Origin of the sequence: Echinicola pacifica DSM 19836, from assembly GCF_000373245.1 — a bacterium.
In the GTDB taxonomy this organism is placed as follows: domain Bacteria; phylum Bacteroidota; class Bacteroidia; order Cytophagales; family Cyclobacteriaceae; genus Echinicola; species Echinicola pacifica.
Genome location: NZ_KB890738.1, coordinates 1051212 through 1065264, shown reverse-complemented (window position 1 = coordinate 1065264; position 14053 = coordinate 1051212). Strand labels below are relative to the sequence as shown.

Annotated in this window: 10 protein-coding genes and 1 pseudogene; 3 read left to right on the top strand and 8 right to left on the bottom strand. The window is 43.4% G+C overall.

Translation table 11 applies throughout. The features are described from left to right. The 3 genes and pseudogenes from B050_RS0104535 to B050_RS22825 all read right to left on the bottom strand — a co-directional run. Positions 1 to 378, bottom strand: a pseudogene (locus B050_RS0104535) (hypothetical protein); the annotation flags it as partial. 1 nt (position 379) lies between these two features. Further along, the gene (locus tag B050_RS0104530) at positions 380 to 1354 is read right to left on the bottom strand and encodes a PorP/SprF family type IX secretion system membrane protein (RefSeq protein WP_026235630.1); all 975 of its coding nucleotides are present in this window, start codon (positions 1352 to 1354) and stop codon (positions 380 to 382) included. Positions 1355 to 1367: 13 nt separating this feature from the next. Next, a complete protein-coding gene (locus B050_RS22825) occupies positions 1368 to 3161 on the bottom strand; it encodes a DUF7507 domain-containing protein (RefSeq protein ID WP_083923235.1) in 1794 nt (597 codons plus the stop codon). Positions 3162 to 3526: 365 nt separating this feature from the next. Between B050_RS22825 and B050_RS0104520 the strand changes: the two genes are divergently transcribed. After that, on the top strand, positions 3527 to 4936 hold the full coding sequence (locus B050_RS0104520) for an aldehyde dehydrogenase family protein (protein ID WP_018472703.1): 1410 nt from the start codon (positions 3527 to 3529) through the stop codon (positions 4934 to 4936). Positions 4937 to 4945: 9 nt separating this feature from the next. Here B050_RS0104520 and B050_RS0104515 read toward each other — a convergent pair whose 3' ends face one another. After that, a complete protein-coding gene (locus B050_RS0104515) occupies positions 4946 to 5437 on the bottom strand; it encodes a DUF6702 family protein (protein WP_018472702.1) in 492 nt (163 codons plus the stop codon). A gap of 177 nt (positions 5438 to 5614) precedes the next feature. Here B050_RS0104515 and B050_RS0104510 point away from each other — a divergent pair, with 177 nt between their 5' ends. Both B050_RS0104510 and B050_RS0104505 read left to right on the top strand, forming a co-directional pair. Then, positions 5615 to 6196, top strand: coding sequence for a HupE/UreJ family protein (locus B050_RS0104510; protein WP_018472701.1), 582 nt, complete (start codon positions 5615 to 5617; stop codon positions 6194 to 6196). 175 nt (positions 6197 to 6371) lie between these two features. Continuing rightward, positions 6372 to 8702 carry a M1 family metallopeptidase gene (locus tag B050_RS0104505; protein ID WP_026235629.1) on the top strand — a complete coding sequence of 777 codons (2331 nt, stop codon included), beginning with the start codon at positions 6372 to 6374 and terminating at the stop codon, positions 8700 to 8702. Between the two features lie 627 nt (positions 8703 to 9329). Here B050_RS0104505 and B050_RS0104500 read toward each other — a convergent pair. The 4 genes from B050_RS0104500 to B050_RS0104485 all read right to left on the bottom strand — a co-directional run bounded on the left by B050_RS0104500 (position 9330) and on the right by B050_RS0104485 (position 14046). Continuing rightward, on the bottom strand, positions 9330 to 10724 hold the full coding sequence (locus B050_RS0104500) for a fibrobacter succinogenes major paralogous domain-containing protein (protein WP_157492527.1): 1395 nt from the start codon (positions 10722 to 10724) through the stop codon (positions 9330 to 9332). A gap of 715 nt (positions 10725 to 11439) precedes the next feature. After that, positions 11440 to 12213, bottom strand: coding sequence for a S1/P1 nuclease (locus B050_RS0104495; protein WP_018472698.1), 774 nt, complete (start codon positions 12211 to 12213; stop codon positions 11440 to 11442). Positions 12214 to 12302: 89 nt separating this feature from the next. Continuing rightward, on the bottom strand, positions 12303 to 13496 hold the full coding sequence (locus B050_RS0104490; RefSeq protein ID WP_018472697.1) for a M20 metallopeptidase family protein: 1194 nt from the start codon (positions 13494 to 13496) through the stop codon (positions 12303 to 12305). A 4-nt stretch (positions 13497 to 13500) separates the two neighbouring features. Further along, on the bottom strand, positions 13501 to 14046 hold the full coding sequence (locus tag B050_RS0104485; RefSeq protein WP_018472696.1) for a hypothetical protein: 546 nt from the start codon (positions 14044 to 14046) through the stop codon (positions 13501 to 13503). Positions 14047 to 14053 lie beyond the last annotated feature (7 nt).

The window sequence follows — 14053 nt, the reverse complement described above, 5'->3', positions numbered from 1 at the left end:
GCTAAACTTATCCAGGCCCTCACGCTCAGAAAGCGTATCCAGGCCCATTAGCACTTCCTCCAGCTTGCCTATCCGGTTGGCACTGCCTGCCAGGTGCACATAGTCAGAGGTCACTGCCTGTTCATAGCCCACGGTCTTCTCCCACCAGTCATAGGCGGAAGTATAATTGCCCATACGCTCATAGCTTTCGGCTGCTCCTTTGGCGGAGCGGTAGCGCTCCTTCTTATGGTAGGCCTTTACATAGCCATCCGCTGACTCCTCGTAATTGTACAGACCGTACTGTTTATCTGCGTAACGTAAAAGCGCATTCTGCGCGTTTGAGACATGATTAGCAAAAAGAAAGATTACTAAAAAAGATAATTTAAAAATTGATTTCATATCAGAACCACCTTTGGTTTTTAATTCTATTATTTGTCGGCAAAATATAATAGCCCACAGAAATCTCATGAGAGTTATTTCTCAAGTTACTCAAAATATTGGTATTATGATCATAGGCATATCCAATGCGCAGGTGCTTTGTAGCGAAGATCTCTAGAATGGCAGCGACAGAATTCCGCTTAGAAAGGCTCTCTGGAAGGGCTTCATTTCCATTACCCAAATTAGATCTGTAAGATGCTCCAGCCCAAAAAGATTCGAAAAATAAAAACATCCCATTGAGGTCAAAATTAGTTGGACTACCCTTAGAATCCTTAATCAAAACAGAAGGTTTAAATTTGACATTGGCAGAAATAGGCATGATGGTACCAGCGGTAAAATAATAATGAAGGTCATGGTAAGCCAGTGAAATATCCTTTCTTTCCAATGATTTTTGTCCCACGAGATTAAACACACTTAGTCCGGCAAAAAACTTCCGGTTATTAAAGAATAGGCCCACATTCATATCAGGCGTAAAAGTATTAACCTTTCCCTCTGGGATATCAGGATCACCATTCTCATCAGGTCTCAGTTGAGATCCATCGATGGCATATTCAGAAACCCCGGCACTTATGCCCATACTAAAGAAGGAATAATCTCCGGTCTGAATTCGATAAGCATAGGATACCAAGGCTGATAAGCTATTGGAAGGGCCTAGCTGATCAGACACAATGGATGCACCAAAGCCCATTCTCCCCTCATTGGCACTTAAGTCGGCGCTAATGGAAAAGGTCTTAGGAGCTCCCGGATAGTTTGACCATTGGCTTCTATAGGTGGACTGTATATATGGAACGCCCTTATAGCCTGCATAGGCAGGATTGATGCTTAGACCATTGAAGATATATTGGCTGTATTGAGGAAGCTGTTGGGCTTGGGAGCTGCTTACCCCTGCAAGTAGCACCAGACAACACAGCATAGCAATTTTAAAAATTCGCTTCATAACCTTGGATTTTTTATTGTTCACTAATAGAAGCCTGGGACTTAATCACCTGCACCCAGCCTTTAAAAATATGATTTCTACCTTCCGAATCGGTGGCTTTGAGCACGTAATAATACGCTCCTGATGCCAGTCCTTCTGCTGTCCAATCATTCTGATAATTTTCCTTTTCGAAAACATGATCACCCCATCGGCTCATGACGGTAAGTTCTGATGTAGGAAACTGATTTACTCCACGCACGACAAAGGTGTCGTTGATGCCATCTTTTCTGCCAGGTGTAAACACATTTGGAATGAACAATTCCAATACTTCATTGAGGTCAGTATCCTCGTTATTTTTGGTGTCTGCATCTTCCTGCAGAGCTTCGACCATTACTTTATTGAGTATTTTCCCAGTTTTATTCGCTACCACGACCAGCGTAATGTCCAGAGATTCCCCAGCGGCAAGCTCAGGCAAACTCCATATGACGGTCATGCCAGTGTATTCTTCGGTCAGCTCCTGGACTTTACCATCGAGCACATAGCTTGAGGAGATATAGTCAAGGTTGGAGGGCAGGAAGTCGGTAATCACCACTTCGCTCGCTGCGGTTTTTCCCTGATTGGTCACATGAATGGAATATTCAAATGTATCTCCCTGGAATATTTTAGTCCCATTGGAGGTTTTGGTTATGGCAAGATCCATTTCTCCACCGCAGATGCATACTTTTTTGGCCTTGGCCACTAAGCAATACTCCCCTACAGTCAAATGGGCCTTATTCACTGCTTCCCCTTCCATCATTGCCATGACGGTCAGCTCGATCTCCACCGTCTCTCCCGCCTCAATTCTATCAATCTTCCAATGGTTTTCTTCCACAAAAGAATGGGAGCTGGAAACTAAAAGTAATATTTCTGGCATCTCATCTTTAATGCTTAGATTTTCAAAAGCAAATTTCGCATGATTGGTAATAGAGATGGTATAATTGAACTGTGCTCCGACCACGGTATTGCGAGTATCAGAGGTCTTTTCAATGCATAGTAGGTCCTTGTCCACTTCCAGTATCAGCGTATGGGTATCACTATTCTTAATCAATTCCCCATGAGGATTGACTCCGATGGCGGTGGCCTTATTGACGACTTTACCAGCCAGAATATCCTCCTGGCTTATGGTATAAATAGCCGTGAAACTGGTTTTATCCTTTTGTCCCGGCGCCAGGGAAATGGGACCTCCGAGAACCTCTACTTTTTCATCCTCTATCATGACCTCTGCCAAGCTAATATGACAGCTGTTTTTCACTACAAAAGAATAGTGAATCTCATCTCCATGATTTAAAATCCCATTCTGATCAGCATCATAATACGTACCTGTTTTGGTAAGCTTGATGGCTCCTTGAACATAAATATCCATAACGCTCTCCACGGAGACCTCTACAGCCTCAGCCGTGGCAGTGGAAGCTTTCATAGTAAAAGTAAGGGCTATCCCACCTCCATCAATATCCTCTTGGCTGAGCTGGTATTTGGCGCTAAAAGACTCGCTGTCGGTGTCGCCGGCTGCTAAAGAAGATAGATTTCCGCTAGTCTGCCCCAGCGAGGAGCTTAGAGTAAAATCCCTTAAATCTGCAGAGCCTGTATTGCTCAGTGTGAAGGAATAGTAAATAAAATCCCCATCGCTATACTCCCCATCGGCATTGCTGTCCTCATAGGTAGAAGACAGCTCCATGGAAAGTGCTGGTTCTTCAGAAAATCCTTCGGTAGGATTGTTGCTTGCTATTGCTGATGTTGGAAAAAAATAAGCTCCAACAATCAACAATGAGTTAATTAAAAGTGTTCTCATAGTAGATTTGTTATAGTAGTCTCTTTATTATTGAAAAGGCATCCTGCTTCCGTAAATTCAATCCCGGCCTGCAATTTTGCCAATTATCAAATAATCAGAGGAATAGATAATTATATTCACAGTAGTTCTTGCTGTAAACATACACATTTCTGCTTCTCTTAACAAAAATGAAAAGCAATATTTTCGGCATGAAATGCGTTTTAATATAATCGTAATACATACAGGAATTGCGCAAATAGAAATAAACCTATATAATAATGTACTATACGACGGGTTATTTAAAATAAACTATCCCTTTTTCATTTAAATTTTTAACTTGTAGTGTAGAGAAAATAAATTCACTCTAGGGATCAATATTCAGGATCATGACAGAAGAAATATTTAATAATCAGATAGATAAGGCGAAAAAAAACAGGACAAGTCCTCTACAAGATCGCCTAAACAGGCTGCTAAGGCTGAAGGAATGGATCAAAGATCATCAGAAAGAGATCGAGAAAGCGCTATATTCGGATCTTAAGAAGCCATCCACGGAGGCAAATATTACCGAAACGAGCTTTGTGGTGATGGAAATCAATCACGCCCTAAAGAACCTGAAGAAATGGGCTGGGCCTCATGCGGTAAAGACGCCGTCAATAATGATGGGCACCCAGGCATATATCCAGGCAGAGCCTAAAGGGGTTGCTTTGATTATTTCTCCCTGGAACTATCCCTTTAGCCTTTGCATAGGGCCTTTGGTCTCAGCGATTGCTGCGGGATGTTCTGTATTCCTAAAACCCTCTGAGCATACTCCACACAGCTCAGCCCTGATTCGCAGGCTCGTGGCGGAGGTCTTTTTGCCAGAAGATGTGATGGTCTATGAAGGGGGGGTATCCGTTACTGAGGATTTATTGACCTTGCCGTTTGACCATATCTTCTTTACAGGAAGCACCAAGGTGGGCAAAGTAATCATGAAGGCCGCGGCCAAAAACCTAAGCTCAGTCACTCTGGAGCTTGGAGGAAAATGCCCAGTGGTCATTGATAAGGGTTATGACCTGAAGGATGCCGCAAGGAAGATCATAGCGGGGAAATTCATGAATTGCGGGCAAACCTGCATTGCTCCTGATCATGTCTATGTGCACGAAGCCAATTATGAAGAATTTATAAGCTTGCTAATTGAGCAATTACGGGCCAGCTATAACCCTAAGGAAAAAGGATATGACCAGACGAAGGACTATGGCCGTATCGTCAACGAAAACCATATGATACGCCTGCAAGACCTGCTTAACGATGCTCAAAACAAAGGCGCCAGACTGCTGGAAGGAGGCAAGTATTCTATTGACAATAAATTCTTTGCTCCTACCTTGATCGACCAGATCAGCGAAAACATGCAAATAATGCAGGAGGAGATTTTTGGGCCTATACTTCCCATTCTCACCTACCACCAGCTGGACGAGGTAATAGAGGATATCCAGAACCGGTATAAGCCACTTTCGGTCTATGTATTTACCAAAGAAGAATATGTGGAAGAACTCTTTCGCAGCAGGACAAGCTCTGGCTCTCTAGTCATCAATGATTGCAATATACAATTTGTCCATAATGAGCTCCCCTTTGGCGGGGTAGGCAGAAGTGGCCAGGGCCGCGGACATGGCCAAGCGGGCTTTATGGCTTTTAGCAATCCCAAGTCTGTACTCAAACAACGTACAGGCAAAACGCTACCCAGACTGCTTTACCCTCCATACGGTCTCAAAACCAAAGGTCTTGTAAAGACAATGATGAAGTGGATTCTCAGAGGTTAAGGCAAATCCTTATTCAAAATTCAATACCCCAGTGTCTTTATCCAAATTAAGGATGAGGCTCTTAGGTCTTTTATTCAAATAGAAATTGATCATATTCCTCTGGTCGGGAAAATCACTGGTAAGGATGGTGGTTTTCACTTCCACTTTTATTGGCCTGTCCACCTGCTCAGCCTCCAGGTAGAACCAAGCAGCATCTTCCTCCACCTCAAAACCAAGGTAGCTGAGGGAAGCTTCTTTGCCATTTATGGTGATTTGGTTATTTGAAATCAGGTAGTGCTTGACTAAGCTGTCCAGCCTTGGAGGATTAGCAGGATTCAAAAAATCAACTTTGGCGCCAGCCATATTCGTCAGTGCCAGCTCCAGATCATCCCAAAAAATCTTCTGGGACATCTCCAGCGTTTTATGCTCTTCGTTATAGCGGAAATCGGTCACGCTAATGTAAAAAGGATGGAACCAAACCGCCCATCCTAGGCATATATAAGCTATATAATTATAGAACATTTACTAAGTGTTTGTTATTTATTATCCGAATTTAAGAGTAATATTACAACCTGTTTTTGCTAAACCAAATAAAAATAAAGTCCATTGTTTCTATCCCCACAAAAACTGCATTTTAAATAAATAAAATAACAGTTGTTTTGGGAAGGCGAATTGCCATTTGGACAAACGAAATACTACATGAGTCAGTTTCAGGCATACTTCCAACTAGGGATAGAGCATATCCTAGACCTTAGAGGTTTTGATCACATTTTATTTGTCATTGCTTTATGCGCCATCTATCTTCTCCGGGATTGGAAGAAGATCCTGGTGCTGGTGACCGCCTTCACTATCGGACATTCCATCACCCTGGCTCTGGCCACCTTGAAGATCGTGAGCATCAATAGCAATCTGATTGAATTTCTTATTCCCGTGACCATCGCCATCACCGCTTTTTTCAATATACTGAAACCTCGGCCTTCCAGTGGAAATGGAATTCAGGCCAACTATATATTTGCCTTATTTTTTGGTCTCATCCACGGATTGGGATTTTCTAATTACCTAAGGTCTCTGCTAGGCCGGGAAAGCTCCATCTGGGAACCCCTTCTCGCCTTCAACCTGGGTCTGGAAGTAGGTCAATTGGCCATAGTCGGCATATTTATCATTGTCTCCTCCATTTCCATCGGGATTCTAGGTGCCAATCGTAAGGAATGGGCCTTGATCATATCCTCCATCGTACTGGGAATGTCAATTATGATGATAATAGATGCCGCTTACTGGTAAAAAATGATTTACAGGGTCTAAAAGTGATCATTTAGAGACAATTACCTTGAATAGATTATAAAGTAGGGTTATTTTATTTTATATTCACAAGAAAAAATATTCAAACCCAAAATAACAGGCGTTTTTTGACGCAAATAAGTTAATATTTTACATTACCCTCAATTATAGCGGAGATATGAAAAGACTTCTTTATTTCCTGGCTGTACCCTTGGCTCTATGCCAACAAGCAATGGCGCAGCACAGTGAACAAAACCATGCTGAGCGCTTTGAGCAGCTAGGGCCCATGCTTCGATCACCCAATGTATATCGTACCGCCTCCGGAGCCCCCGGGCATCTCTACTGGCAGCAGCAAGCAAATTATGATATTACGGTGGAGCTGGATGATAAAAACCAATCCATCAAAGGCAGCGAAAAGGTAACTTATATCAATAATAGCCCTGACCAACTCGACTATCTATGGATACAGCTGGACCAAAACCAACGCTCCAAGGATGCCGAAAGCCAAAAAGCCAGCCCCAGCAAAATCACCGACCAGATGTCCCTTCGTCAGCTAGAGGGTATCCTTTGGCATGATCAGGACCTCGGGTATAAGATCCTTAGCGTCAAAGATGCCAGCGGAAATGACATCCCTGTAGCCATCAACGAAACCATGATGAGAGTGGACCTCGCTTCACCGCTAAAAGCCGGTGAAGAACTAGAGTTCACTATCGACTGGAGCTTCAATATTCATGACCGTACCTCCTTCATCGGTGGTCGCCCGGGCTATGAATACTTCGAAGAAGACGAAAACTACCTCTACACCTTAGCGGAGTGGTTTCCACGGATGGCCGTTTACTCGGACTTCCAGGGCTGGCAAAATAAGCAGTTCTATGGAAGAGGTGAATTTGCCCTTACCTTCGGCAATTATAAAGTAAGTATCACCGTACCAGCTGACCATATGGTGGGAGCCACGGGCGTACTTACCAATCCTGAAGAAGTCCTCAACGACACCGAACTGGATCGCTGGAACAAAGCAAAAGAGACTTTTGACAATCCAGTAATCATCAGAACTCAGAATGAAGCCGAGAAGCTCGAAAAAGGAAAGGCCTCTGGCAGCAAAACCTGGGTATTCGAAGCCGAGAATGTACGTGACTTTGCCTGGACTTCCTCCCGTAAATTCATTTGGGATGCGATGGCAGTGGATGTAGGTGACAAAAACGTCATGGCCATGTCTTACTATGCCAAAGAAGCCAATCCTCTATATGAGCAATATTCTACCCGCGCAGTAGCACATACCTTAAAATCTTATTCTTCCAGAACATTCGATTACCCTTACCCTACCGCCATCTCTGTGGAAGCGGCCAATGGCATGGAGTACCCGATGATCTGCTTCAACTACGGAAGACCAGACAAGGATGGCACCTATTCTGAAGCCATTAAATATGGAATGATATCAGTGATCATTCACGAAGTAGGCCATAATTTCTTCCCGATGATCGTCAATTCTGACGAACGTCAGTGGACCTGGATGGATGAGGGACTCAACACTTTCATGCAGTTCCTGGCAGAACAGGAGTGGGACCGCAATTATCCAAGCAGACGAGGCCCTGCGCACAAAATCGTCGATTATATGCGCAGTGAGAAGCAATACCTGGAGCCTATCATGACCAATAGTGAGAATATCATTCAGTTTGGCGCCAATGCTTACGCTAAACCAGCTACCGCATTGAACATTCTTCGTGAGACGATCATGGGAAGAGAGCTGTTTGATTTCGCATTTAAGCAATATGCTCAACGATGGAAATTTAAACACCCTACTCCGGATGACTTCTTCCGCACCATGGAAGATGCCTCTGCGGTGGACCTTGATTGGTTTTGGAGAGGTTGGTTCTTTGGGACTGAGCCTGTGGACATCTCCCTGGAAACAGTAAATTGGTATAAGCTGGACAATAGAAGTCCTGAAGAAAAAATGAAAGCCGAAGCGGAAGCTTACCAGAAAGAAGAAACCTATCTGTCACGCACACGAAATGAGAAAGACATCGCAGAAACAGTGGTGGAAAGAGACCCTGCCACGCGTGACTTCTACAATAGCTATGATCGATTCTCGGTGAGCCCATCCGACAAGAAGCAATACAATGACTTCATGTCTAGCCTAAATTCCCGTGAAAAAGAGCTTTTCAATAGCGGTTTGAATTATTATGAATTGACCTTCAGGAATGTGGGCGGCCTGGTGATGCCTCTGATCATCCAGTTTAACTATACCGATGGCAGTTCGGAAATAGAGCGAATTCCTGCTTATGTATGGAAAATGAATGAAACAGAAGTGACCAAGGTCTTCCCTAAAGAAAAGGACCTGGAATCTATAGTCCTGGACCCCTACCGTGAAACAGCGGATATCGATGAGGAAAATAATTATTTCCCAAGAAGAGATGTCCCTACACGATTTGAGCTATTCAAAAGAGAGTCCGGACCTCGTGGAGCAGCCTCTGGCAGCAACCCGATGAAAGATGCTAAAAAGAAAAACTAAAGGTTTCTAAAACCTACTGAAGCGGAGGATTGGTAAACGATCCTCCGTTTTTTTTATGCCTACTTCCTGACTGAGATTAGAATTTTTATTAAAGAACAATGAAGACGGTGCCAGGCCACCGCTTTTGAGGTAAAATAGCCTAACCTACTTAGGCCAGAAAAATAAATATATCCTTTGCCAAAGGCAATACCAAGGCTCAAAGCATCGCCGAAACTACCACAAACCCTTGAGGTATTATCTCCTTATTTCTTGTGTGAATGGCTCTCAATCTCCCTACGAAACAGTTTAGGACTTAAGAAAAGATTAAAGCGAATTTAATGATAATGCCAGGGTCTGTTAAACACCCAAAATTCTAAACTTTCTTAAGGGTGGTCCTATAAAGTCCGAAGTCCTTACTTCCCTGTTACAAAAAAAAAACCATCTCAAGCTTGCGCTCCTGACTGATGTTTTTCAGAAAGGAGGAAGTTAAGATGGCTTTTAATAGCTCTGTACAAGCTGTTCAGCCTGTACAGAGCCTTATAATTTTTAAGATAGCTGATTGGTCTTTTGCTTACCAAGCTTATCACTTAGTGATAGCAAAAAGCCTGATCGGTTGTTACCCCACTTATCTTTACTTAAAGATCAAGACTATTCTTTCACACAACGGATTGGCAAATACTTACCATAACGAGAGCGGCTTCGGCTGATTCCTGATCCATCATACACGCCATTGGCGAAAGGGAATAAGGCGCGGGCTAAAAGAGATGAGCCATCGCTTACGCTGTGCCAGGTGGCCACAGAAAATCGGTTGATATGGAAATAATTGTCACTGTCATATTCAAAATCAACCCCACCGGCAGGATATGCAGTGAATTTTGAGGAATTGTTAGGAAATACCTCACGGATATCGCCAGGGTAAATATCTTTCCAGTCCACAGCCATCATCTTGTCGGCTATTTCAGCATTGCTTCCTCTTTGATTAGTAAAATCAGACTGATAAAATTCGCTTTCAGGCATACCCAAGAAAGATTCTAATTCTAACCAATCCTCGTCAGTCCCCACTCTCCAGCCACAAGGACAGATATTGTCCTCACTTTTGGCTACAGCTTCAGGGTAATAATAATGTACAGCGTCCGTATAGCTATCCTCTCGAACCAATACAAATTCGGTCTCCTTATTATCCTCCCACTTCATAGGTAGATCAAGCTTAGCGATCGACTCACCATTGCAATAGGTAGAAGCTCTAAGGTTTTCAGCCATCCAATATTGATCACCGATCTTTACCGTTTCATAGGAATTGCCATCCGCATCCTCAACCAGTTCACCGTCCCCTACAATATTGATATTATCAAAATCAAAGTAGAACTCACCAAGATTCAAGTGGATAAGATTCACCCCTGACTCATCTTCATCCAATTCCAATTGGAAATGATAATGATGAAAGCCCTTAAGTGTAATGGACTGCTGAAGGGTGTTTTGGTTGAAGTTCTCCACTACAGAAAGCGTACGCATATTTTCTTTTACTATATATAGGTAGTAAAAAGCACCATCTTCGGTGCGCTCCAGAGCGACATTGCCATCCAAATGAGCCTCGGATACATTCGTAGCATCCAAAGTAATCAGGCCAAACTTGGTGGTTGCATAAACCGTCAAGTCCAAATCATTGGTCGCCAGTTCAAATTCACCATTGATGGTATAAGGTAAAAACTTAGCCTCGCTGGGGCCCCACACTTTGGTATAATAGGTGTATTCTCCAAAAGGAAGAACAATTTCAGCTCCTGCCAATAAGTTTTTAGGGCTATACTCTAAAGAGTATTCGTCGCCAGTGGAATTATTGGTAATTAGCAATGTGGCGGTTTCTGGAAGGACATGCTCCCAAGAGGAGGACGCGCTTACCTTGCTGGAAGGAGAATAGGCCTCCATAGCGTCAAATACAATTTTAGAGAAGCTTACTCTTCCCATTTCAGGAGAATCAGATTCCTCCTGCACACAAGCAGCAGTTAAGAAAACTAGTGCTAGAAAATAGATTAGATTTTTTTTCATAATATTATAAGAGAGTGTAGTTTTTAGTTTGATGCTGCGCGCCATGCGCAAAGGAACTAAGTAGTTTGCCAGAGGCCTTTATTATTGACCTGGCTTAGTTCTGATAGAAATGGTATTAGATCAAGGTCCGAAGACCTGACAGCTTTGCTTTATTTTTGTGAAACGGATAGTGTTTGATCTTTCAAAATTTCTTTAAAAGACCTTAGAAAAAGATACATTAATCCGGAAAAAGCATTTATAATAAGTCCAGCAAAGAGCATTTTAGTCCTTACTGTATTACAAAATATAATGCTCATCCGAACTCCCACGCACAGTTCTACCCCTATAGTGCAGAACTTACCTAAATTGAATTAAATAAAACTGGAAATCGAACAGTGCAAAAGTAGCCATTTTAGGACTACTAATTTTTAAAAAACTATTAATTGTATTCAAAAAGCATTATTTAATAAATGAAAGCATAATTCCAGTGATTTGGGCGCTTGGGCTAATCAAAAGAAAATTTTATCTCAAACAGGCTTTAATCTAGCCTTGATATAGGCTATTTCCAGTAAGTAAGCCTCATTTCAAGGGCAAAAAATTAGCGCCTTTAATAAATAAACTGCAATTGGTAAATATTACCAATCAATAAAAAAGCCATAATAAAATTATTATGGCTTAATGGTAATGCTATTCCAGAAGGGCAGCGAATTGATTATTTCAGCTATCTGTAAATCCCTCAACCATAGATATCATTCAGGATTCCTGCCAGGCGGATGCCGCCGGCGAGTAACCGCTCTTCAATGATCGACACCGTTTCATAATCATAGCGATAGGATAGTCTTTTACTTTCTGGCAGATTATATACGATCGCTCTTAGCTGTACTGCTTCTGACAGCCACTGAGAAAATGGCGCCGCCTGCAATTTATCCACCGTTTTCTGATCTGCCCGACGATTGAGATGGGCGGACCATTCGGTAAAACTAAGTTGCTGATGATCGATTATCTTGCTATCCCAAACCGTATGAAGGTTTGTTTTCTGATTAAAATAATATACATCTACTTCGTTTCCTCCTTTATCTTCGCCAGTCCCCACATGTAGAGGCTGATGAAGATCGCCTACGATATGCACGAGCATTCTTATATTTTCAGCCTTTTTGTTATCAGATAGCGGGTGATTTTTGAGCTCATCGATCAGCTTCTGCATGACCTCATAGGCATCACCGTCTTTTTCCTGCAGCTCAGGCTGATAGCCTCTGCCTTCATGGACGGTCAGGTAATGCCAGGTATAGGTATAAGAATAAGCATTGTCAGAGCGGATCTCATCCATCCAATTAGCAGACATAGCCAGTGATTCTGGCCCTAGAATCTGCCCTATATTTTTTAGGGCTTTATTACTTAGATGCCATTCGGCAATCTGACCTACGACTCTATGGCCGGTTTTGCCCCAACCAAATGAATTCCCAACCACAAAAAGGCTTAGGCAAAGTGCTAAGAAATGATTTTTTTTCATTACTGATTTCAATCTAAAAGTTAAACCTAATTAATGCTCAGCGCCTCATCAAATCTGCAATAAGGTCACAGCACTAGGAGTTTTGGGTTTTAGGACACGCTGGAGAGCTCATGGATGGCAATCCAGGCCATAAGGCCGGCCCCTACCTCCAATGCACTCTCGTCAATATCAAAGGTCGGAGTATGAACACCACTGATGATGCCCTTCTCTTCATTTCTAATTCCTAATCGATAGAAGCATCCATCCAGCTCTTGGGTATAATAGGAGAAGTCCTCTGCGGCCATCCATATATCCAGGTCCTCCACATTTTCTTCCCCAAGGAAGTCAACCGCCGCATTTCTAGCTCTATCGGTAAGTTCGGGGGCATTTTTCAAAAAAGGATAACCCTTACGCACTTCAAAGTCCACTTCTCCTCCCATGCCCTCGGCAAGACCTTCGGCGATCTTTACCATTTTCTTATGAGCACTGGCACGCCAGTTTTCATCAAGAGTACGGAAGGTACCTTGGATTTTCACCTCATTTGGGATGACATTGGTTGCCCCTAAGGCCTCCACTCTTCCAAAAGAAAGTACGGAAGGGATCTTTGGGCTGGCGTTTCTGCTGACCACCTGCTGAAGTGCCACTATAATATGTGAGGCTATCAAAACAGGATCCACCAAGGTCTCAGGCATAGCACCATGGCCACCTTTACCTTTTACGGTAAGGTAAAGTTCATCGGCACTGGCCATATACATTCCCTTGCGGAATCCCACTTTACCAGCATCGATCAAGGGCATCACATGTTGCCCGATGATTCCTGATGGCCGGGGATTTTGCAGCGCATTATCTTTTATCATCAAAGAAGCTCCTCCGGGGATCTTCTCCTCTCCAGGTTGAAAAATCAATTTGACAGTACCTTCAAACTGGTCCCTGAGTTCAAATAATATTCGCGCAGCGCCTAATAATGAAGCGGTATGGACATCATGGCCACAAGCATGCATCACGCCAGGATTGGTGGACTTATAGGGCACCTCGTTCTCCTCTATTATCGGCAGGGCATCCATGTCTCCTCTCAGCGCAATGACTTTCTTTGCGGGATTCCTTCCTTCGATCAGAACGACCAGGCCCGTATTCGCCTTCCGCTCAATAGCGGTAATCCCGATGTCATGCAGCTGCTTCTCCACATACTGGCAGGTATTGTGCTCCTCAAAAGACAACTCCGGATGAGCATGAATATGTCTGCGTATTTCTACCGTCTGGTCAAGGTATTTTTTGGCCAGACTTTTCACTTTATCTTTTAACATTAGCTTATTGCGCTTCTGGTTCTAGCACTTCCTGAGGCTTATCGCCAAAGCGCTGCTGGATAATTCTGGCAGTAGAAAACTCCTGCTTGATGGTATTGTATAGCGGCTGCGCCTCAATTTTATTCAGGTACTTACCCACCTTCACCAAATACCGGGGCTGCTCGTATTCCATCTCCACCTTCACTTGCTCCGGCAGGGAATTATACAGCTTATTCCGAGCGGAGAAGGCCTTATCTCTATCCAGGCCACTATACACCATAATGGTAAAGCCGTTATAAACTCCGCGGTCCTTATTTTCCTGAGCCACACGATTCATGGCCATCTGTAGGTCCTGATCTATCGCTTCACCGGCATCCTGGCTCACAGGTCCCTCCAGCTTAGAGGGATCCAACTGCTCCTCCGAAGGCAGCTCTGGATAGCTTGCCCTATAGGAAGTCAGGTCTTCGTCATAATTCTTATAGGCAGCGGCGGACTTACTGATCTTACTAGATCCCGCACAGGCAGAAAGCAGGCCCACCACTAGCGCTAGGAATACCCCTGAGCTTTTCATCGGTCGC